Origin of the sequence: Alloacidobacterium dinghuense, from assembly GCF_014274465.1 — a bacterium.
Lineage (GTDB): Bacteria > Acidobacteriota > Terriglobia > Terriglobales > Acidobacteriaceae > Alloacidobacterium > Alloacidobacterium dinghuense.
In genome coordinates this window covers 1,972,543-1,993,746 of the sequence record NZ_CP060394.1, presented here as the reverse complement: position 1 = coordinate 1,993,746, position 21,204 = coordinate 1,972,543, and the positions used below count along the sequence as shown (strand labels likewise).

General features: G+C 55.1%; 16 protein-coding genes and 1 pseudogene. 9 read left to right on the top strand and 8 right to left on the bottom strand.

All coding sequences use genetic code 11. The features are described from left to right. Positions 1 to 44: 44 nt before the first annotated feature. Positions 45 to 818 carry a CAP domain-containing protein gene (locus H7849_RS08035; protein ID WP_186745543.1) on the top strand — a complete coding sequence of 258 codons (774 nt, stop codon included), beginning with the start codon at positions 45 to 47 and terminating at the stop codon, positions 816 to 818. 197 nt (positions 819 to 1,015) lie between these two features. Here the strand turns inward: H7849_RS08035 and tsaA are convergent, their stop codons facing one another. Beyond that, positions 1,016 to 1,474, bottom strand: coding sequence for a tRNA (N6-threonylcarbamoyladenosine(37)-N6)-methyltransferase TrmO (gene tsaA, locus H7849_RS08030; protein ID WP_186745541.1), 459 nt, complete (start codon positions 1,472 to 1,474; stop codon positions 1,016 to 1,018). A gap of 121 nt (positions 1,475 to 1,595) precedes the next feature. Between tsaA and H7849_RS08025 the strand changes: the two genes are divergently transcribed. Beyond that, complete coding sequence (locus H7849_RS08025) at positions 1,596 to 2,774, top strand: glycoside hydrolase family 27 protein (protein WP_186745540.1); 1,179 nt, start codon at positions 1,596 to 1,598, stop codon at positions 2,772 to 2,774. Positions 2,775 to 2,777: 3 nt separating this feature from the next. Here the strand turns inward: H7849_RS08025 and H7849_RS08020 are convergent, their stop codons facing one another. Then, complete coding sequence (locus H7849_RS08020) at positions 2,778 to 3,494, bottom strand: hypothetical protein (RefSeq protein WP_186745538.1); 717 nt, start codon at positions 3,492 to 3,494, stop codon at positions 2,778 to 2,780. Positions 3,495 to 3,693: 199 nt separating this feature from the next. On the opposite strand from H7849_RS08020, the gene H7849_RS08015 reads away from it, so the two are divergent. Both H7849_RS08015 and H7849_RS08010 read left to right on the top strand, forming a co-directional pair. Beyond that, positions 3,694 to 4,134, top strand: coding sequence for a hypothetical protein (locus H7849_RS08015; protein WP_186745536.1), 441 nt, complete (start codon positions 3,694 to 3,696; stop codon positions 4,132 to 4,134). 769 nt (positions 4,135 to 4,903) lie between these two features. Then, a complete protein-coding gene (locus H7849_RS08010) occupies positions 4,904 to 6,190 on the top strand; it encodes a formylglycine-generating enzyme family protein (protein ID WP_251106687.1) in 1,287 nt (428 codons plus the stop codon). Positions 6,191 to 7,638: 1,448 nt separating this feature from the next. On the opposite strand, the gene H7849_RS08005 is transcribed toward H7849_RS08010, so the two are convergent. From H7849_RS08005 to H7849_RS07995, 3 genes are all read right to left on the bottom strand, one after another. Then, positions 7,639 to 8,280 carry a response regulator gene (locus H7849_RS08005; protein ID WP_186745534.1) on the bottom strand — a complete coding sequence of 214 codons (642 nt, stop codon included), beginning with the start codon at positions 8,278 to 8,280 and terminating at the stop codon, positions 7,639 to 7,641. After that, positions 8,277 to 8,681 (bottom strand): DoxX family protein, encoded by a 405-nt coding sequence (locus tag H7849_RS08000; protein WP_186745533.1) that lies wholly within the window; start codon positions 8,679 to 8,681, stop codon positions 8,277 to 8,279. Before H7849_RS08000 ends, H7849_RS08005 begins: the two co-directional genes overlap by 4 nt. 269 nt (positions 8,682 to 8,950) lie before the next feature. Next, a complete protein-coding gene (locus tag H7849_RS07995) occupies positions 8,951 to 9,427 on the bottom strand; it encodes a PhoU domain-containing protein (protein ID WP_186745531.1) in 477 nt (158 codons plus the stop codon). Between the two features lie 409 nt (positions 9,428 to 9,836). Between H7849_RS07995 and H7849_RS07990 the strand changes: the two genes are divergently transcribed. From H7849_RS07990 to H7849_RS07980, 3 genes are all read left to right on the top strand, one after another. Further along, positions 9,837 to 11,132, top strand: a complete 1,296-nt coding sequence (locus H7849_RS07990; protein WP_186745530.1) for an NAD(P)-binding domain-containing protein — start codon at positions 9,837 to 9,839, stop codon at positions 11,130 to 11,132. Positions 11,133 to 11,256: 124 nt separating this feature from the next. Further along, positions 11,257 to 12,288, top strand: a complete 1,032-nt coding sequence (locus tag H7849_RS07985; RefSeq protein WP_186745528.1) for a YeiH family protein — start codon at positions 11,257 to 11,259, stop codon at positions 12,286 to 12,288. Between the two features lie 98 nt (positions 12,289 to 12,386). Further along, positions 12,387 to 13,211, top strand: a complete 825-nt coding sequence (locus tag H7849_RS07980; RefSeq protein WP_186745526.1) for a glucose 1-dehydrogenase — start codon at positions 12,387 to 12,389, stop codon at positions 13,209 to 13,211. Between the two features lies 1 nt (position 13,212). Here H7849_RS07980 and H7849_RS07975 read toward each other — a convergent pair whose 3' ends face one another. Continuing rightward, on the bottom strand, positions 13,213 to 13,818 hold the full coding sequence (locus tag H7849_RS07975) for a helix-turn-helix domain-containing protein (protein WP_186745524.1): 606 nt from the start codon (positions 13,816 to 13,818) through the stop codon (positions 13,213 to 13,215). 798 nt (positions 13,819 to 14,616) lie between these two features. Between H7849_RS07975 and H7849_RS07970 the strand changes: the two genes are divergently transcribed. Continuing rightward, entirely contained in the window at positions 14,617 to 16,089 is a 1,473-nt protein-coding gene (locus tag H7849_RS07970; RefSeq protein WP_186745522.1) for a TraB/TrbI/VirB10 family type IV secretion system protein, read from the top strand. A 531-nt stretch (positions 16,090 to 16,620) separates the two neighbouring features. On the opposite strand, the gene H7849_RS07965 is transcribed toward H7849_RS07970, so the two are convergent. After that, positions 16,621 to 19,245, bottom strand: a complete 2,625-nt coding sequence (locus tag H7849_RS07965; RefSeq protein WP_186745520.1) for a serine/threonine-protein kinase — start codon at positions 19,243 to 19,245, stop codon at positions 16,621 to 16,623. A gap of 247 nt (positions 19,246 to 19,492) precedes the next feature. Between H7849_RS07965 and H7849_RS07960 the strand changes: the two genes are divergently transcribed. Beyond that, positions 19,493 to 19,930: a hypothetical protein gene (locus H7849_RS07960; protein ID WP_186745518.1), complete on the top strand. Its 438-nt coding sequence runs from the start codon at positions 19,493 to 19,495 to the stop codon at positions 19,928 to 19,930. Positions 19,931 to 20,524: 594 nt separating this feature from the next. Here H7849_RS07960 and H7849_RS27365 read toward each other — a convergent pair. Beyond that, positions 20,525 to 21,180 (bottom strand): annotated as a pseudogene (locus H7849_RS27365) (IS110 family RNA-guided transposase); the annotation flags it as partial. Between the last annotated feature and the right edge of the window lie 24 nt (positions 21,181 to 21,204).

The window sequence follows — 21,204 nt, the reverse complement described above, 5'->3', positions numbered from 1 at the left end:
TCGTCTTCTCCCGTCAAACGATGGGAAAGCACGAACTGCAAACCATGCATCAAAGTCCAGTGATTATGCGCGTACGACACTTCATCCTCTTGGTTTTACTGGCCGTAATCACAACACAGGCCCAGCAACTCCCGAACGACCAGCAACAAAAGCTTCTTAACCTGACAAATCAGGCTCGAACCGACCAAGGTCTCCAGCCTCTGCACTGGGACCCGTCGCTCGCTGCCGCCGCTCAGGCCCATGCGCAAAAGATGTTCGACCAGCGCTCGCTCTCGCATCAGCTTCCCGGTGAACCAGACCTGCGGGCACGCGCTGCCCAGGCAGGAGCACATTTCCGTGAAGTTGCCGAGAACGTCGCCATGGGCAACGGTGCTGAAGGCGTGCAGAAAGAGTGGATGAACTCACCCCCGCACCGCGCCAACATTCTGGACCCCAAACTCACGGACATCGGCATCGGTGTCGTCGAGCACGCCGGATATTGGTACGCTGTCGTCGACTTCGACAGCGCTGTCCAGAACATGGACTCAAATCAGATTGAGCAGAAAGTCGCCGCCCTCGTGCGCGACCGCGGCGTCGATCCCTCCCGTCCGCCGGATGCCGCCCGCAAAGACTGTGCCGTAGAAGAAGGCGACGTAAGCGGCACGCACGCGCTCTTCGTCATGCGCTGGGAAAGCTCCAGCCTTGATCGGCTGCCCGCTCCACTCGAACAGCGCCTCGCCACGGGTCGCTACAAGATAGCATCCGTAGGAGCATGCGGCGGCCAGCAGGCGGCGAATCAGGGTTTCACCACTTATCGACTCGCGGTTTTGCTCTACTGAAAAAAAGACCGGCAGGTGATACTGCCGGTGGCGCAATGCAGTGACGGGAGGGCGACATAGCCGTCTCCGCGTCACCAAACCTGTGGAGATTCACTCCCCCTGAGGGCACGCTGTCTTCCCTCGGTTTTTTGGTTTCCGAGCGAGAGTGCAGGAGAAAGCATTCGTTTCAGATTTTCGGAATTAAATATTGCGCCGGGTCACAGGTTCATCCTGGCCTTGCGCTCCTCAGCCTCGGCCAGCCACCCGCGTCGCAGATTCTCCACAGGAACGCTCGACATGTAAGGCTTGATATCGAGAATCGGAGTGCCATCCAGCATATCGACGCCGCGAACATGCAACTCCTCATTGTTGCGGCCAAGCAACTCCACCACAGTAAGGCCGATAGGATTTGGCCGTCGCGGTGACCGCGTGGCAAACACCCCATGTGGCCGCTCATCAAAAGGAGGCGATCCCAGCAATTCAAAACTATCCGAGCGATCGAACTCCCAAAGCACATACAGGTGCGAAAACCCCTCAATGTCCGTGAGCCCGAGTTCAAACTCTCTCAGAACCTTAAGGACTCCCTCTGCATCGTGCTTGGTGTGCAGACCTTTCGGAATTTCAGACGAATTCTTATAGGGGCTGCTCACAAATCCGATTGGCTTCGGAACAAACATAGATCTACGCCTCCGTCTGTCATGGTAATTGCGCACGTCGGGTGCCTCCTGTGTCGATTTTTGCGATACGGGATTGATATGATGATTCGCGTTTTGTAATCGATTACTTTGGAGCCACGAAATGCGCACCATAGTCGCACTGACCTGTTCTATCCTCATCTCTGCCGCGCCCGCAGTTAGCCAGAAACTCGCCGCCAATCCTCCTATGGGCTGGAACAGTTGGAACCACTTCGCTGAACACGTCACCGACGAAGACGTTCGCTCCGCCGCCGACATGCTGGTCAGCACCGGCATGCGCGACGCCGGTTACATCTACGTCAACGTCGACGACACATGGCAAGGCCAGCGAGATGCCCAAGGTGTCCTGCATCCCAATGAGCGTTTCGCGGACATGAAAGCGCTCGGCGACTACATCCACTCCAAGGGCCTCAAGTTCGGAATCTACTCGTCCCCCGGTGCAAAGACATGCGGCGGATACGCGGGAAGTCTCGGCCACGAAGCCCAGGACGCGAAGATGTATGCCGAATGGGGTGTCGACTTCCTCAAATACGATCTCTGTTCGTTTCAAAGCAACATGAACAAAGAGAAAGCCGACCACCCCGACGATCCCAATGCTGCCAGGAACCTCATGATCGCCGCATATAAGAAAATGGGAGACGCGCTCAAAGCCACTGGCCGCCCCATCCTCTATAGCCTCTGTCAATATGGAGTCGACCAGCCCTGGAAGTGGGGTCCCAGTGTTGGTGCGCAAATGTGGCGGACCACCGACGATATCGACGACTCCTACGGGCGCATGGTCACCATCGGCTTCAGTCAGGCTGGCCTCTCCAAATACGCAGGCCCCGGCCACTGGAACGATCCCGATATGCTCGAAGTCGGCAACGGCAAGATGTCTGAAGACGAGTACAAAACCCACATGAGCTTATGGGTTTTGCTTGCCGCGCCTCTACTCGCGGGCAACGATCTCAGCAAAATGTCCGATATCGACAAGAGCATCCTGATGAGTAAGGAAGCGATCGCCATCGATCAGGACCCGCTAGGCAAACAAGGTGACCGTCTCTACCAAAGCGGAGATTTAGATGTGTGGACCAAACCACTCAGCAACGGGCGCGTAGCCGTCGGCCTCTTCAATCGCAGTTGGGACAACCGCGACGTTTCCGTCGACCTCGCCGACATTGGTTTCAAAAGCGGCGCCAACCTGCGTGACATCTGGAAACAGAAAGACCTCGGCCTGCACACGGGTGTCTTCACCGACACGTTACCCAAACACGGAGTAACCCTGCTTATCGTGAGCAAATAGGCCCTACTGCGAGATCAGCGTGTAATTGTCATTCGTGGTTGTCACCTGAATTTGCTTCGCCTGAGCATTCAAGACCGTCGTGTTCAGATAAGTTACGCCATTCGGCAAGCTTGCAAACTGGTTGGTCATCGTCACAATGTCGTTTTGCGGATCGTCCAGCCAGGTATTTACGTCATAGCTCACCAGCTTCTTGGCCGCCGGATTGAAGCCAAAGGTGACCTTGTCGCCGCTCTTGTAGAAATTCGTGAAGATCAAGGAGACCACGCCACCTTGAGGATTCACGCTTACGTTGCCGGCTCGCACGGCGTTCTGTATCATCTCCGGATTGGGCGGCGCGTAGTGGCTGATCAGACTCTTCAGGCGCGATGTATAGTCCTGCATTTCAGCCACTTTTTTCTGCGCGATCTTTCCCTTGATTCCCGACGTTGGTATCTGCTTTTGCTGAATAGGGCTCGGGCCGAGCAAGGTCTTCTGTACCTGGCCATCCGGGCCGTAGCGGCACGTATACGTATCGTCTTTCGTGGTTTGCCCTTTGAGGTTCACCTGCGTCGTCTGCGTCCACTCGTACTTCGTCAGTGCTTGCCGGTTCGCTGCCAGAGACTGCTTCAGTTGCGCCACCCGCTCCTTAGCCCCGCCTCCTCCGCCCTGATCCTGGCACCAAAGAACAGGTACAACCGTCATAACAAGAATCGGGATAATCGTTGCAATTCGAATCTTCATAGAACTCCTTCCGCCGAGACTTCGCTGACTCTGTTTACTGCGGGACGTGTTCAACAGTTTACTGCGGGACGTGTTCAACAGTTGGCTTCTGCATCCATCATGGTCGTCCTGCACAGCCATTGTGAGAACGGACCAAATTCTACTCCCACCGAATGAAAAATCAGCAGCGCTGCGAAGGAAAGGCGCGCGCCCAACCCTCTTGAATATCGAGGCATCCGAACCTTATATGATATGGGCTGTTATTGACTGCTCCCGTTGCGGAGAGTCCGTAGTCGGCTTTGTTCGTAAATCCCCCAAAACGCTCAGAGAATGCATGAGGATAAACCAATCTAAAGCCTTCAGAAAGTTACGAAATGAATCCGACAAGCAGGGAAGCCAGTTCATCATGACCGAACTGAAATTGGCCTTGCTATTTCTCGATATCGCGTCTCATTCCTTCAATTGGGATCGTCGCAAGCAGATGTGCAAAGATGCCAGAAGATCGTACGAGACCGTTCTGCAGGCCTTGCCGCATTTATCGCTTTCCGAGAAAGATGCAGTCGAAGTCAATGCAAAGCTGTGTTTGATTCGCACCGGATTGGAGCATTTTGGAATGCTCGATCCAATGCGGGAACGCGATGTCATGCCGAAAGCCGGATAGGAATCAAGCGAGATCCCGCAAGATCCCAGAGAATCATCGTCAAGCCCCAAGGCCGAAAGAAAGTTCCTAACCAACACATTCCAAAGCAAAAACTGTCCGACAAATTTGGCGTATTATTCGTGTCAAATTGCTAAACTAGAAGTAGAAGAGAAAAATAAGCCCGCTTAGATGGCGGGCGTTTCTTTTGGGCGCCTCAATAGCTTCATATATAGACAGCAGAGTTCGACCGTAACCAGCTGTAAAAAGAAGATTTTACAAAATCATATAGGAGAGGGTGACCTTGGGACTCTTAACCAATAGGGTGCCGGGTGCCCCATCCTGTCTTCGCGTGTCTCCGCGAAGATAGGGTGGGTCTAAAAAGACACGCACGAAGTGCGTCCCTCACAAACCACCACACCTCGTAACCGCCTGCAAAAAGAGGAATTTGCGAAAAAATAGGGGGCAGCTCAGTAGAGAGAATTGCACTTGGGCGCTCATCCGAGACAGCTTCAAGGGTTCAGCTTCAGCAATCCCCGACGCTTTGCCGAGTTTGCGAGCCGAGTCTTGCGATGAGCCTTCAGCAAGGAAACCATGCGTGTACCGTTCCATGAACCGCCCTCGCCCTTGGCAAGGAGAGAAGCGCCTAAATTATTTGTTTCCGAAGAAAGAGCGGGATCAGCCATCCGGCCTGGAAAATCATGCGCATCCAGCGCGTTATGACTGCGGAAGCGGATAATCCTTATTATCGCTGGATAGCGGGCGAGGGAAGATAGTGGCGTAGAGGTTGACGATGAAAAAGCCCACTGCATCGAAGAGCAGAAAAGAGACGCCGGCGACGCCTGACAGAAAGCGAGTCTGGATTGCAGGCGTTGTGATTGTTCTGGCGGTGGCCGCCTGTGTCGGTGTCTACATGCGCTCTTCACGAGTCGCAGCAAAGGCTCCCGAAGTTTCTGCGACGGATGCGAATGAGAATGCTGCATCTGGGATGAAGAGGGCTGATGCGGGCGCGAAGAGCTCATTGGTGGCGGTGAAAAGAGTTGTTTTTGAGCCTACAGCTCCGAACCCCACGCCAGCTCCGGCGAAGTCTCCGCAGGGAATGGCCTGGATTCCGGGTGGAGAGTTCTCGATGGGAGCGCAGGATCCGCCGGAGATGGACGATGTGGGCATGAAGGCTACGGTGGATTCGCGGCCAATCCACCGCGTGTATGTTGACGGCTTCTTCATGGATAAGACAGACGTCACGAATGCGGAGTTCGAAAAGTTTGTAAAGGCGACAGGATATGTAACTGTCGCTGAGCGTAAACCGCGCGCGGAGGATTATCCGGATGCGCCTCCGGAGAATTTGGTAGCGGGCTCAGTTGTCTTTGCGCCGCCCAATCATCCTGTTCCGCTTGACAACTATTTTCAGTGGTGGACGTATGTGCCGGGAGCGAACTGGCGTCATCCTCTAGGACCAAACAGCAGCATTGTGGGGAAAGACAACTATCCAGTGGTGCACGTGGCTTACGAAGATGTGCAGGCGTACGCGAAATGGGCAGGGAAGAGGCTTCCGACGGAGGCGGAGTGGGAGTTTGCAGCGCGCGGCGGGCTTGCGGGCAAACCTTACGTGTGGGGAGATGAGTTTCGTCCGCATGGAAAGTGGATGGCCAATACGCATCAGGGACATTTTCCGGATAAAGACGCGGGAGAGGATGGCTACACGGGAATTGCTCCAGTCGCGCAGTTTCCTGCGAATGGATATGGGCTATACGACATGGCGGGAAATGTGTGGCAGTGGACCAGCGACTGGTACCGTCCGGATTATTATCAGCAGCTAAAGTCGATGGGAGTAGCGCGGAATCCTCAGGGGCCGGATTCAGCGTATGATCCCGCAGAGCCGGGGCATGCCAAGAAGGTTCATCGTGGCGGCTCGTTTCTCTGCACGGACCAATACTGCTCGCGGTACATGGTGGGCACGCGCGGCAAAGGCGATGTTGATACCGGCACGAATCACCTGGGATTTCGCTGCGTGATGACGATTCAGCAGTGGGAGACGGCGCAGAAGGGCGCGGTGAGTCATAGCTCACCCGGCCAATGAAGCACAGAGCGTCGGCGATAGCCCGACTCTTTTAATCCTTTGTTGTTGACAACTCAGCTATCATTTTGAACATGGGACGCTGCGCATCGTGCGATGGTGAGTTGGCTCGCAGCAAAAGACAGGGCCTTTTCCAGAAACACGTACTTCCACTTTTCGGGATATATCCCTGGCGCTGCAAGGTTTGCAATCGATTGAATTTTCGTCGAAAGCGCAACCATCCCGGCAGAGCCAGTAATCAGGCACCTTCTACCTGAGTCTTGCGCCATCCAATTCGCAAGTGACCGGGCTGATTGAATAGCTGAGATGATGTGATCGTGCAGACTGGTTGGAAGTAGTGCGATTAGCGTCAGGGCGAGCCCGATGATCGTAGCAGAGGTTGAGGTCGTCTTTGACGCGGATCTCCGCGATCAACGCGCCGTGACACAACATAGGCCATCCGTGCCAGGATCGCGAGTCCCGAGAATATTCGAAACATCCCGAAAAACAGGGCGAAGAAGCTGGTGACAACGTCACGGTCTCGCGGGGAAGAACTTTTCAGGTACGACATCTGCCAAGATCACCACCAGAACGATGTATACCACCCCACATGCCGCGAAAGGCACTTTTGCGAACAATGGGCTGTTCGTGCATCGTATGGGCAACCGAAGTTGCGCAGTCGCAGCCGACAGCGATCACGGAACTTTGTTGACTAGGCCGCCCGTAACTCTCTGAAGATTAAGTTGTGGCTCTAAAACTGGGTGCTAGGATAGTTGCCCGACTGGGAGACCTATGTAAGTGGCAAGGGAAAACGAAAAAGGGCCGTCATTGTCTACCTACACGTGGTGCTTTCTGATTGTGATCCTAGGAGGTCTGTTTGTCCTCGGGGTTATGGTGCGAGTCGGCTGGAAGGTGAGATAGGAGGGCGAGAGCCTCGTGGCCATTGGATTGATCTTTTGCCATGGTTTGTGTGTTCCGACAGACTTCTGGATCAGCAGAACACGAGGAGACTGAAAAAATCTAAAAGTATTGAATTGATTACGTCCCCATCACCGTGAAGAATGCGATGATTGCAATAAAGTGTAGGCGGCAGCCAGCCAACGGAAAGTGTCGAAGATCGAAAGTTTTATCCTGTGGTGCAGAGATTGCGGGTGTCGCGATCATGGGGAACCGTTGTTTGCTCAATTCATGAGGTAGACGGCCTAATTATGAGCATGCGTGTTCTGCGCCAATTCGGAGCAGTGATGCCGTTAAAAAAACGTCACCTATTAGGATGCTGGTTGCCCTTCTGCGATTAAATCAACTCGGGGGACTCCATAGGTATGCACGTCAGCCCCACGGGGCAGATTCGTCTTAGCTGGCGCTGCACGCCAATGCTGTGGGAGAAGGATCTGTCGTGGTGTCATACGTCCATCGTTATATTGCAGCGCAGAAGACGCAGGAGATGGAAAGGGAAGCGATCATCGCCTGATTCAGCCTTCGATGAAGCCGCGTCTTACGGCGATTATCACCGCATGCGTGCGGTCATTTGCGTTCAGCTTGGAAAGGATGCTGCGCATGTGCCCTTTAACCGTGTCCTCAGAAATCACCAGACGGTCGGCGACTATTTTGTTGGAGCAACCTTCTCTGACCATGCGCAGCACCTCAATTTCGCGCGCCGACAGAGCGTCTGAAGTAAGGTGACTGGCCAGTTCCGTAGCGATCTCGGCTGGTATGCGGCTTTTGCCGGAGTGAACGGTGCGTATGGTATCAACCAGTTCTTTGCGCAGCATGCTCTTAAGCAGATACCCCTTGGCGCCGGCCTTCAATGCGCGCGTTGCCTGCACATCTCCGGCATAGGTGGTGAGCACTCTGCAGCATGCGGCCGGCCACTTTTCAAGAATCGCGCTAATGGTATCAATCCCATTCATACCTGGCATCTGCAGGTCGATCAAAGCCACATCGGGCCTGAGCTTCGCAAACGCCTCGATGGCCTCATATCCATTCGAAGCTTCGCCCACCAACTCCATATCGGGCTGCCGATGCAGCACGCTGGCAATCCCTTCGAGGATCAGGGGATGGTCGTCGACGGTAAGGATTCGAATTCGCTCGGCGCTCACCGGTGTTGTACTCATGGCGTCCCCCTCCGCTCCAACTCACTTCGCGGGCGTCCGACCACCAGCCTGCGCCTGCCATAAAGCCTTGCATCCACAGAATAGGCACCCGCCCCTAACAGCCCAATGGCGACCAGTATAGCGATCATAAGCGCATTGATCCGCAATGCATCTACCCCAGGTTCGCAGCAAACCCAGAAAGTGCACAAAGAAACCGGCACCGCCGATGTGGCTGCCAGGCGCGTGTACCAACCCACTATGATCAAGACTGCTGCCATCCGCGAGAGAGCCAAAACCACCTCTGTCTCCGGCCCGGGACAAAGCCGCGCGCTTAATATCAGGGCGGCGGCTACAGCCAGTCGAAGAATCAGCAGCGCCAGGCCCGCGCTTCGATTGGGAAACGTGCCCAGAAGCCGTTGCATACTCCACTCCAACGACAATGCTACGAAGATCGCGATCAAAGGGCGAACCGCTTTCGGACTCCTGCGCTACAGTCATTTCGTGTAGTATGCGCCCGAAACCCACTTTCCGCGGCGGATCGGTACGTTGTCGCCGCACTTGCTGAGTACATCGAATCCCATCGACCGGCCGCAGATTCAATAGACAGAAGCGCCGGTGCTCTATCACCAATTGTTCGCCTTTTATTCACCGTAGCGGCGGGTGAAAAAATTGAAATTGCTCCGAGACGCGTTCACAGACATTCACTTGTTTCACACAATCGCACCAGGCTGTTGACAACATCGCCCATTGTGGTGAGGTCTGTGCATCTGAGTCCGCCACTTTCCAGAAGACGCATGCTGTTTCGCGCAATTTCGACAGCTTGGCTATGCATTGCTTGCAATGCATTACAAATTCGTGCGGAGGCTAGAGTGAAGCGCAGGTCTGACTCGCGCGCAAGTTCCATCAGGAGCAATTCCTGTACGATCTCAGTGATCTCACGATGGAGTATGTTGATTTCATCGGTGTTGTCTCGAACGCTTGCACAAAACTCGGGACAGCCCAATCTATAGGCTTTGATGGAGTAGTCAACGCCTCGTTGGGACACTCTCGACATGTCCAGAAGATGTAAACGCAGGGTCTGTATGTATTGATAAATGTCTGTCTGTTCCATAAATCCTGTCGAGCTTCCGGAGGTGGCACGCAACGATGCGACGGCAACGTTTTTCATCGTGCCTTCCTTCGGTTTCATTATTGAATTGCGCACGTCGAACAACGATGCATTCAGAAAACTGCTTTGTCTCGTACGTTCGCACTTAGGAAAGCGATATTTTTGGGCCGAAACCATCCGCGCAGCGAAGAAATTCCGATGGGTGACACGGCCCCCCGCACAGATCCCATCGCTTAGCATTCAAGACAACCGGACTGAACGAAAATGGATGGCAATGGTCCTTCTCGATGAACGATGCTGAGTGTTCGCTCATTGACCACGAAGGGGTCAATGAGCGAGGGCCAAGGCGTTTCTCGTATTACGAGAATTTCTCGTCAAGAACCTACCAACGACATCAAAAACTGACACAAACGGCTTCTCCTTCACGCCTCTAATCGCCTGAAAGCAAATACGCGAGAGAGGTCGCAAAATGAAAAAGCTAAAGAGGTTCGAAACCATCATCATTGGAGGTGGACAGGCAGGTCTTTCTGTCAGCCACTATCTGCAACGGGAAGGCCGTGACCACATCATCCTTGAACGCGCTGCGGAAGCTGCGAATGCATGGAGGAATCATCGCTGGGACTCCTTCACCCTGAACACTCCTAACTGGCAATCGCGTCTTGCAGGCGCTCCTATACCCGGTAAAGATCCCGACGGGTTCCTCAGCCGCAACGAAATCGTCAAATATTTCGAGGAGTTTATTCAGAAGAACCGTCCGCCGATCTGGTACGGAACGCATGTTTTTGCTGTAGACGCAGTCAAGGACGGGTACATCGTCCGTACAACTGCGGGTATGCTCCACGCCAATAATGTTGTCGTTGCTACAGGCCTTCACCAGAAACCACGGATACCTCAATTCAAGGGTGCTCTGTCGCCAAAGATTCGGCAGCTACATTCTGACTCGTACCGGAACCCTGATTCTCTAGCTGCCGGCGCAGTGCTTGTGGTGGGCAGTGCACAATCAGGCGCACAAATTGCAGAAGAGCTGTATCAGAGCGGCAGAAAGGTTTATCTGAGTGTGAGCCGCTCAGGACGCGTGCCCCGTCGTTATCGCGGACGCGACATCAATTTGTGGAGCCACATACTCGGCCTCTACGAACGCAGTGTAGATGAGCTGAGCTCTCGACACGAAAAATTCGGCGGCAAGCCGCATATCAGCGGCACACAAGGTGGCCACACTCTTAACCTTCACCAGTTCGCTGCCGATGGAGTGAACCTGCTGGGTCGCGTTACCGAATTGGACGGCGAGAAGGTAAGACTCGCTCGCGATCTGCACTTGATGGTTGCTGCTGCCGATCGATATGAAGCAAATCTCGTGACCCGGATCGACAGCTACATCGAGAGGCGTAGCCTGGCTATGCCCCAGGAGACCCTTCCTCATCTGGCAGCTGGTTTTGAGCAGCCAGAGAGAGACGAACTCGATCTCACGCGAGCAAATGTCAACAGCGTGATCTGGGCAACCGGCTATTCGTTTGACTTCACCATGGTGCGCCTGCCTGTCTTCGATGCTGACGGATATCCCGTCCAGCAGCGAGGCGTAAGTGAATACGCTGGTCTCTATTTCGTGGGATTGCCCTGGCTGCACAACGCTAAGTCAGGCTTGCTCTTCGGAGTACCAGAGGATGCTGCCTACATAGCTTCCCACATCATCGAACGTGATCAATATAAGGTCCTGAACTCGACCACGTATGAAGAGGCGGTACTCCCTCATGAAAGCTGGACCTGATCGTGAAAAGACTTCGTCAATTTTGACGGCGGACTTGCGCTTACATGAAACAAAGCCAGTTCTGACGGACTCTCGATGATCGAGTTTCCAGCGCTTTTTCTTTCAACGATTAGAGGATTTAGAAATGACGACATTTACGGATACGGAGCGTTCAGTTAGATTCGAACGCCTCCAGCTCACATTCAACCAATTTCATCAACGCGCTTCAGGACGCGCAAAAACGATCTTCCTTGTCGCTGTCGTGCTGGCCAGCAGCGGGCTGATTTCCCCACCCTTGGCCCTCGTCGCGGGACTGATTTACGGATTAACTCTTGCACATCCGTATCAAGCAGAAAGTAAGCAATTAGCGAAGTTTCTGTTGCAGGCATCTGTTGTATTACTTGGTTTTGGCATGAACCTTGGCCAAGTGATGAGGGCTGGAGGGGCTGGCTTTCTGTACACCGCGACCGGGATTTCCTTGACCTTGGCTCTAGGGTGGATTAGTGGCCGATTGATAAAAGTCCCCCAGCGCCAATCTTTTCTGATATCAGCCGGAACTGCGATCTGCGGTGGCAGCGCGATAGCTGCCCTAGGGCCGGTGATGAGTGCGAGTGAAGAAGAGATGGCAGTTTCACTCGGCATAGTGTTCGTACTGAATTCGGTTGCACTAATTTTCTTCCCATTGATCGGAAACGCGCTGCACCTGACACAAACGCAATTCGGCTTGTGGGCTGCGCTCGCCATTCACGACACCAGTTCGGTAGTAGGAGCGTCGGCGAAATACGGAAATCTTGCGCTTGCAGTCGGCACCACGGTTAAGCTGGCCCGAGCGTTATGGATTGTTCCCTTATCGCTGGTAACTGCGGCAGTCAATCGCCGGCGGAATGCGAATACATCACAAAGCAAAGCTTCGATTCAGTGGCCGTGGTTCATCTTATTCTTTTCTGTTGCAGCGATTTTAAATACCTATGTGCCGGTCTTCAGTATCTTCTACCCGGCATTAAATAGGCTCGGTAAGGCCGGGCTGATCGTGACACTGTTTCTCATCGGTTCGGGGATCAACAAGCAAACTTTGGGACGGGTCGGAGCACGGCCACTCATTCAAGGTATCGCTCTTTGGGTGGTTGTAGCTTTGGCTTCCTTGGCCGCCATTACGGAAGGTTTGGTACATCTGTGAGCGAGACCTGTCAGGCCAAAGGCGGCATGCCGACCGCAACATCAAATGCGAACAGTATGAGGTCGCGAACTCGAACGCACACGCGGAACGTGCCGTCTATGAACTTTAAAGGCAGAGTTGTCCTTGTTACAGGCGGCACAGCAGGCATTGGCGAGGCGACCGTACGCCACATGGCAAGTCTCGGGGCAAGAACGGTGTTTGTTGGCAGGGATGAGAACGATGGCCGGCGCATTGAATCTGAGCTTCTCCGCGACGGGGCTGAGGCAGTCTTCTTCAAGGCCGACCTCAGCCACCCCGACGAGGTGAGGAGAATTGTTCCGGCAACCCTGAACCTCTACGGGCGTCTCGATTACGCACTTAACAATGCCGGAACATCCGGACAGAACGGCCTTATCACCGATCAAACCGAGACAAATTTCGATGACGTGTTTTCACTCAACGTAAAAGGTCTCTTCATCGCCCTACAGCAGGAAATTCTCCAGATGCTCAGGCAGGGATGGGGCGGCTCAATCGTGAACACGGCGTCTGTGAGCGGACTGTTGGCCACGCCCGGATCTTCTATCTATGCAGCCAGCAAGCATGCAATCATCGGGCTGACAAAATCGGCAGCCATCGAATATGGGCCTCGCGGCATCCGTGTGAACGCCATCAGTCCAGGGGCGATCCAAACCGAAATGCTGCGCCAGGTCTTCGGCAGTCAGGAGGTGCTCGATCAGATGGCGGGCATCCATCCGGTTCGCCGCATCGGCTTCCCTGAAGAGGTAGCCGATGCCGTGGCCTGGCTCCTCTCTGACAACTCTTCGTACTACACAGGTCAGTCTCTTGTTTTGGACGGAGGCCTCACAGCTCAGCGTCCATTCCTGCGACCTGCGGCAATGTCCGCAGCCTCTGCAACGGACAAGGAGATGAGGCAGTCTATGTGAATCATGTGTTGTTGCGAAATTCGCTCGGGGCAATACCCACAATGCGCCGGAAGACCTTGCTGAAGTGGCTTTGGTCCACAAAGCCCGTACGCGCGCTCGCTTCAATAACGGAAGATCTTGAATCACGAAGAAACTCCTTAGCGCGTTCGATGCGTCTTCTGAGCACATGCTGATGCGGGGTTTCACCAGTGCTTTGTTTAAACGCTCTGGCGAAGTGATACATGTTCACTCCCGCGACCTCGGCCAGGACATTTAACTCAAGGTTGTCGCTGAGGTGAGCGTTGATGTACTCAAGCACTCTATTTAGCCTGAAGCGCGAAAGGCCACCACGATATCGTTCAGGCTGTGTCGTAAGAGTGGAGTATTGCTGGGCGATGTGTGCGGAAAGAGCCATAGCAACGGACTCGGCAAAGAGCGAGCCGCTGGGAGATCCGGCAGCAATATCCGCACGCAACGACTCGATGAGCCGGGCAATCTGAGTATCATCCAAATGCGCATGCCGAATCAGTTCCACTTTCCTGCCTTTCGCAAGTTCTCCAATGCTGCGGTCAAAAAATCGTGGCTGAATTTGCAGCATGGAGGCCATGCCCGGCTGAGGTCGAAACACCCTTGCCGCCTGGCGTAAGCCGGCCGGGAACAAAGACACGCTTCCAGGCGGCAGTTCTGCGCAGTGATCGCGCCCGCTCCTGCGCCATTCAAATATAGATGGGGACCCGGTGCGCAGAATCAAAACGTGGAGAGGATTCTCTAACTCTGGGACTTCGACAATCCCTGAGGACACATAATTCTCAAATGTGAGGTGGTTGCTCAACCTTATTGTTGAAGAAACAGGCTTGAGGAGATTTCCGGTATCCTCGGTGGAAACGAGTCCAGTCATTGAGCCGGAGCCAGACACCCGCACCTCCGAACTTCGCTCGATGCAATTTTAGTATGCCTAGGATAAGTGGCGCTGGCTGATGGAAGAGAAGTCTGCTAGTGCGATTAGGACACGATGGTGCTATTCCCCTATAACCGGCTACCTTGATGTTACTTGTAATTAAACTTAAGGGTTGCCCACACTCTCGCAATGAATCCCATCGCGCAAGCCGACGCTGACCGACCGTACACTTACGCTGGAACTGAAGTTCGCTGGCTCGCAGAACCGGACATCCGGCGATTAGAAATGGCTTCAGACCTTCATGGACGTTACCTTTACGCGACCCGTATTAGAAATTTTGACGTCGGTGTGACGGCAGAATCGGCATCGGCATACAATAGCCACACTAACCTGCGCGCCTAGGGCCGATGCAACGAATTTCGCGGCGCCAGCGTCGCGCGGTCTTTGAAGGTCTTGTTCCGTAACAGGTTTGCCGTCAGCCCGAAGCGGGCGCGGCAACCGCTATTAGCCTTCGGAGAGAGAGCTGAAATGCCGATCAGACGGGCACTCTGGGCCATCCTGCTCGCCTTGGGATACTTGGGCGTAATGGAAGCGCAACAGGCGCCCATTCCCCAACTCACGCCCGGCTCCGCCCGCAGATCGGCGCCGGTGTCGAGCGTGCCAAGTGCGACCACGCCCCCGCAATCCGTTGCCCTCTCCGTTCCCAAGGGCACACCGTTGCAAGTGGCCTTGGACCAGGAACTCCGTGTCAAGAGGGTGGGGCAGCCGATTCACGCGCGCATTGTCGAGCCGGTCTATGCGTTTGACCGCATCGTCGTCCCCATGGGATCAGAGGTCACTGGCCGAGTTACGAAAATCGGCGAGATCTCTGGCGGGAAACGCACGATGGAGGCGCTGAATGCGGACTTTACTCCTGAACGGAAAGTAGAAGTGAATTTTGACGAGCTAGTGCTGGCAGACGGAAGGCACTTCCAGCTGCAGTCGAGTGTGACGCCGGGTTCGGGCCAGGTAATCCGCTTTGTTGCGGCCGCGGACGGCAAAGAAAAGAAAACGAGCGTCAAGGACGTCGCCTCCGAGAAAACGAAACAGGCGAAAGAGCAAGCCCAGCAGCAATGGGATAACGCGATGAAACAGCTGAAGACGCCCGGGCGACTGCAACGGCTGAAACGATACGTTGAGGCGCAGCTACCGGTTCATAGGCAGTACATTCCTGTGGGCACGGTTTACTTTGCGGAACTCACCGCACCACTGGATTTTGGCACCGAGCTGATGACGCCCCAGATGGCGGCGTCTATCGGTGGCCCGATGCCGCCAGGCAGCGTGGTGCACGCGCGTCTGATCACTGCGCTCACGTCGGCCACCACGCAGAAGGGCGAGGCTGTGGTCGCGGTCATATCCCAGCCGCTTCTGGATGGCGAAGGCCACTTGATCCTGCCTCAAGGGAGCCGGCTTAATGGTACGGTTCGGCAGGTCCAGCCCGCCCGGCACATGAAAAAAAATGGACAACTGCGCATCGCATTCCAGCAGCTGATTCCGCCGGATGGCATTGCGGAGAAAGTGGAAGCCACGCTGGAAGGTGTACAGTCCGGCAAAGACGCCAACGTAAAGCTCGACTCGGAAGGCGGAGCCGAAGCCACGACGCCGAAGACCCGCTACCTGGCCACGGCCGTGTCGCTCACCTTGGCGGCCGCCTCCATGGGCAGTGGTGACAACGACGTGGACAATGGCGTGGATCACGTTAAAGCCAACACAGGTGCCCAGGTTGCGGGCGGCGTAAACGGCTTCAAGGTGGTGGGGATGGTGCTGGGCCTGGCGGTGCACTCGCGCGCGCTCGGTTACACGATGGGAGTTTATGGTGCCGCGATGTCGGTCTATTTGCACTTCATCGCGCGAGGGAACGAAGTAGTATTCCCTAAGAACACCTCGATGGAGATTGGGATTGGGAGGAGGAAAGAAGAAGACGCATATACGGGCGATGGCGCAAAACGAACTGGCTATTAAGAACTAGAAGTCGTTGTATTTGAATCCTGACAATGCCAACGCCGCCCAGATGCTCCAGTCCGATGTAATACATATCGTCTTCGAGGAGTCTCCGAGGTTGTTCTCTGAATCAGCTTGGGTGCTGAGTTCAGCTTCTTGTAACACCTCGCGCTCCTCGCCGACTTTCCATTCAAACAATCCGGAACTTACGACATGGTTACGGCGAGCGCAGCGTTACCACAATCGTTATTTCCGGGTTGGCGACTAACCGGACATTACTCAACGCAGCGGCGTTCTCAGTATCAATCCATGAACCCGCGTGTTTGCTGACGAATAGGGAGTCGGCTTCTACGCGCGGTGATTATTGTCGCAGTAGGGGCGACTATTACTCATCGCCCCAGCGCTCTCCGGCTTGCCGACAACTATGACGCTATCGGACTGGGTAAAAGTAAGGACTAACTGTGACTATTCTCGCCGCCTCCACGTTTGCTCTAATGACAAAAGCAAGGGTTGACGTTCAGGGCTGTATTCGAGCTGCAGATTCCGTTGGTGCTATTTTTTCTGCGCTTGGACAATGCTCTGGTAACGTTTGTCCTTGACGAGATCCGCCAACACAGGGCTCTGGTTGATATCGTCGAGGGGATATCCGGCCGTAATCAGTTTCGCGACCCAGTCCAGTGCTTCTTTGCGATAGCCAAGGGATTCATAGGTTTCGGCCGCGTTGAACTGCACGTCTGTATCCTGCGGCGCTAGTGCCAACGCCCGTTCGATCAGCACCAGCGGCTCTTGGCGTTCGTCGCCCTCCGACGCCACGAACATCGCGAGATCTGAAAGCATGCCTGCATCGTTCGGATTGGCCTTCAGCGCCTCCCTGCACAATGTGGCCGCATGCAGAAACCCATCCTTCGCTCGCTCTTTCTGGCCCGGGGTCATCGAGTAAGCGACGGCCAGGTTTGACCATACGTGGTAATCGCTCTTGTTGATCTCAAGTGCGTTCTCATAATCGGCGGCTGCCTCGGCATAGCGCCCCTGCTTCAAGTCGAGATTGCCAAGGTTCGTATAGGCCGCATAGTTCGGTTCCACGCGAATCGAATCCTGCAGGACCTTCCGGCTCTCGGCGAGCGATCCCGCATAGAGCAATGCGACTCCCAGATTGGACATATACCTTGCATTAGCGGGCGCCAGGCTGAGGGCCCGGCGAAGCTCGACTACGGCCTTGGCATAGTTACTCCGATACAACTCGAAGAGTCCGAGTTGGGTATACGCATCCGCCGAGTTGGGACGCAACGCGACTGCCTTTTGCCACGTTTCCTCCGCCTTGTCGGGCAGCCCCGTGGCCGCATAGGCCTTCGCCAGGCCACGATAGGCTCGATCGTTGCGATCGTCGAGGGTCACCACACGCTCGAAGTTAGATAAAGCCTCTGAATATCTGCCTTGCAGTAACCGTACTTCGCCCAGCGACAATACGACATCCGGCAGGTCGCCGCGAATCTGCATCGCGTGGCTGACGTTCTGGTCTGCCAATTCAAGAGCATGTATGTCTTTCGTTGTTTCGTAGCGGCGGCGATAACAGTCGGCAAGGGCGGCGAAGCCCAGCGCGAAGTTCGGCGCAGTTTTCGTAACTTGCTCCAGGCCCGTGATCGCTGCATCAAGATTCGCACTCTTATCCCAGTTTTCCAGATAGCCAATGCTCGCCATGTATGTGTTGGCGTCCGCCGGAGTGAGGCCAGCCAGTGGATCGGCCGCCGGCGACGAAGCCCCTGACTTCAATCCGAGCATCTTTGTAGAGGCCCGAGCCATTTTCTGTGACAGCGCGGGCAAGTTGGCTTTGGTGCCTTCAATTACTTCCGACGCCAAAACCTTCGACGTAGCAGTGTCGACAGAACTCAACACGATACGTAGTTGCTCCCCCGAAACAGCAAGGCTGCCCGTGATCGCCAGGTCCGCGCCGAACGTGCGCCGCGCACCAGCCGGATCGGTTACGTGCTGTGCCGTCAACTGCGCTGCAGGCACAATCCACAAACCCTGATTGTCGCGCTCGCGATCAACCAGGGCGGCAATCAACTGCGAGCGCAATCCATCGGCCAGCGCTTGCGTGGATGAGGCGTCCGCGGCATTCTCTGTATTCACTGCCATCAGCGGCAGTGCAGCGATTCGCTTTCCGGACGATACAGCCGCCGCCCTCCGCCCGTGAATCCAAAGTCCGATAGCCGCTGCCACTAATACCAAAGCCACCAAGCCGGAGACTAACCATCGCCTTCGCGGTGGGGTCTGCACTTTCGCGGTAGTTTTCGGCGTCGGGTCGAACCCGATCCGGCTCAACGTGATGTCGTCCGATCCAAGCCGGAAAGCGATACCGCGGACGGCCTCAAGAGCAGCGATCATTTCGTCGGCCGTCTGATATCGTCGCTCTGGATCCTTCTGCAGAGCCTTGCTCAGGACTTCTTGCAGCAGACCGGGTAAACGGGGGATTGGCTCCGGTTCCTTCGACACGACCGCATAAATCGTGGATCGCAGATCTGACCCGTTGAAAAGCCCGCGTCCCTTCAACATCTCATAGAGCACCACACCCACCGACCACAGGTCAGCACGTTGATCCGCAGGGTTGCCCATCGCCTGCTCCGGGGCCATATATGCAGCCGTCCCCAGGGTTGACCCAGGCGCAGTCAGTTCGGGACTGCCATGCAGCTTCGCCAGTCCAAAGTCGAGGATCTTCAGCACGCCTTGCGAATTAAAGATCAAGTTGCTTGGCTTTATGTCTCGGTGCACGACGCCTTGCTTGTGCGCGATCGACAGTCCACGGCAGGCTTGCAATGCGATCGCAACCGAATCATCAGCCGACATCGGTCCGCGTGCCATCTTTTGCGCGAGCGTTGGCCCCTCATAGCAGGCCATCACAAGGAACAATTGCCTGTCGGTGGTCTCTTCGACCGAGTAAAGAGTTCCAATGTTGGTGTGGTCGAGAGCTGACGAGGCCAGAGCCTCGCGCATGAAGCGCTCCTTCACCTCTTCGCGAACGGCTTGCGAGGCAGGAAGAAACTTAAGAGCGACGGTTCGTTTCAGCTTCAGGTCAACGGCGCGATACACCACGCCCATCCCTCCTTCACCCAGGCGCTCCGTCACCTGGTAGTGCAGGAGAACTTGTCCGACTAGGTTGTCCTTCCTGAGATCGTCCAAACCTGGTCCCAAACCCTCCGAGGAAATTCCGGGCTAATCACCGTGCTCTCGGCTGGGGTCTCGTAAGTTTATTCCACGCGCAAGATGAGTGTATTGCGTCCCGAAACACCCAGATCACTTAACGCTTCTGCTTCGCACGTCAATTTAATTGACACTAAGTTACGATAGGGTACTATCCGCGTCGCCTCCTGACTGTCTATGATTGCCTCGGAAACTTGTTGTCGCAATTACGAAAGGAACACACCAAATGTCTTCATCGTCAGCGAATCCGCAGTTTACAACTTCCAGAATCGACGCCAATCCCCCGCATCCTGCCCATCCAGCGATCAACGAGCAGCCAAACATGCCCTTCACGCTCCTAACAAATCAGGACGGAGTGACCTACTCAATTAGATTTTTCAATTCCGGTACTGACCGGTCGGTGCGCGTCTACCTGATGGCCTTTGTCACTGAATATTCAAACCCTACCTGGAGCGACGCGTCGCTGGTTTTACCGCCTAACTTTCAACCACCCTACGATCACACACTATCCTTCAATAAGGCATCACTCAATGGAGCGACAAATCTATGGATCGGCTGTTGGTGGAATGACGGAAATGACGGTACCTATGCTACTGCGGCCGACTATTTTGGTGCCCATCCGTCAGGAGGAGGCCATCACACGGTGCCGATCACTACGGGCTGATCCGGATTCCGCGCTGGATAGCTCGAGTCAGCTGCTGGCCGTCGGTGAGCGGTAGTTCAAGCGGCTTGGGAAATGGGAAGCACCTCAATGTAAAGCATAGGAACTATAGTGACCGAAATTTAGGACGATGCCACTCACGAAGAGGAGCCAATGGTCCGGATTCTGATCGTGTCACGGGCAACCCGGAGCTATCCATTTGTGCCTCTAGAGTCTCGATTTCTCTAACTTGCCGACGCAATGAACGTTGAGCAGCGAATATACTTAAATCCCCGTTTTCCGGGAACTACAGGAATCATTTGTCCGAGAATGTATGGTCCGCCGCGGGACTGCAAGGGTAAAGCTGAGGGACGAAAGCAAGCAGTCTGCGTTGAATGTATCCGGCTTTTGTGGGAGAGTTTCTCCTGGCCATGATGAGTTCCGCGCGTGCCTGTTCTTATAAGCCGATCGGCCGTAGGAGACCATTCTCGGACGCAGATTGCAGGCACGCCGTTGTGACTGTTCGTTCGTCTGGCCTTATCGGTGCAGACTTCGGTGGATAAGGTTAATTTTGTTTCTGGGTGCGGGTAAGTGTCCTGCGTAGTCTGGTATCTTTGCTCAAGGAGCCGTAGTTAGGTTGGCGAGCCTGTACGGATCGCCACTGGACAGCACAGCCCATGCGATCCGGGCGAGCTTGTTGGCGGTAGCGGTGACAACAACGTTGCGCGGCGCTCTTTTTTCCAACTCGTTCAGCCAAGCTCCGAATGGTGCACGTTCTCGCTTCATGCGTACGACCGCAGCTCGAGCGCCATGGATGAGCAGCTTGCGGAGGTAAGAGTTGCCGCGTTTGCTGATGCCGAGCAATCGTGTCTTGCCGCCGGTCGAGTGCTGTCTCGGAACAAGCCCGACGAAGGCAGCAAACTCCCGGCCCTTGCGGAAAGCGGCACCGTTGCCGATCGCTGCGACGATCGCGGTGGCGATCAAGGGACCAATGCCTGGGATCGAGCGCAAGCGATGACAGGCAGCATCGGACGTGGCAATCTGTTCGACCTCGAGGTCCGAGGCCTTGATCTTCTGCTCTTCCACTCTGTCCAGAGATCGGCAGCTAGGTTGCGCATGCGAGGAGTCAGGTTGGAGTCGGCGTTTTCGAGGATCTCCGGCATCACCTGCTTCAACTTCGCCGGGCTCTTGGCAAAAGTCATGCCTCGTTCGAGCAGAAAAGCTCGCAGTTGGTTGATCACAGCCGTGCGGCAGCAGATGAGGCGCTCGCGTACATCAACGGGCCGGAATCCTTCCGT

Coding starts and splice junctions, on each gene's coding strand:
- H7849_RS08035 (WP_186745543.1), top strand. CDS start 45: ATGCATCAAAGTCCAGTGATTATGCGCGTACGACACTTCATCCTCTTG.
- tsaA (WP_186745541.1), bottom strand. CDS start 1,474: ATGTTTGTTCCGAAGCCAATCGGATTTGTGAGCAGCCCCTATAAGAAT.
- H7849_RS08025 (WP_186745540.1), top strand. CDS start 1,596: ATGCGCACCATAGTCGCACTGACCTGTTCTATCCTCATCTCTGCCGCG.
- H7849_RS08020 (WP_186745538.1), bottom strand. CDS start 3,494: ATGAAGATTCGAATTGCAACGATTATCCCGATTCTTGTTATGACGGTT.
- H7849_RS08010 (WP_251106687.1), top strand. CDS start 4,904: ATGAAAAAGCCCACTGCATCGAAGAGCAGAAAAGAGACGCCGGCGACG.
- H7849_RS08005 (WP_186745534.1), bottom strand. CDS start 8,280: ATGAGTACAACACCGGTGAGCGCCGAGCGAATTCGAATCCTTACCGTC.
- H7849_RS08000 (WP_186745533.1), bottom strand. CDS start 8,681: ATGCAACGGCTTCTGGGCACGTTTCCCAATCGAAGCGCGGGCCTGGCG.
- H7849_RS07995 (WP_186745531.1), bottom strand. CDS start 9,427: ATGAAAAACGTTGCCGTCGCATCGTTGCGTGCCACCTCCGGAAGCTCG.
- H7849_RS07990 (WP_186745530.1), top strand. CDS start 9,837: ATGAAAAAGCTAAAGAGGTTCGAAACCATCATCATTGGAGGTGGACAG.
- H7849_RS07985 (WP_186745528.1), top strand. CDS start 11,257: ATGACGACATTTACGGATACGGAGCGTTCAGTTAGATTCGAACGCCTC.
- H7849_RS07980 (WP_186745526.1), top strand. CDS start 12,387: ATGAACTTTAAAGGCAGAGTTGTCCTTGTTACAGGCGGCACAGCAGGC.
- H7849_RS07970 (WP_186745522.1), top strand. CDS start 14,617: ATGCCGATCAGACGGGCACTCTGGGCCATCCTGCTCGCCTTGGGATAC.
- H7849_RS07960 (WP_186745518.1), top strand. CDS start 19,493: ATGTCTTCATCGTCAGCGAATCCGCAGTTTACAACTTCCAGAATCGAC.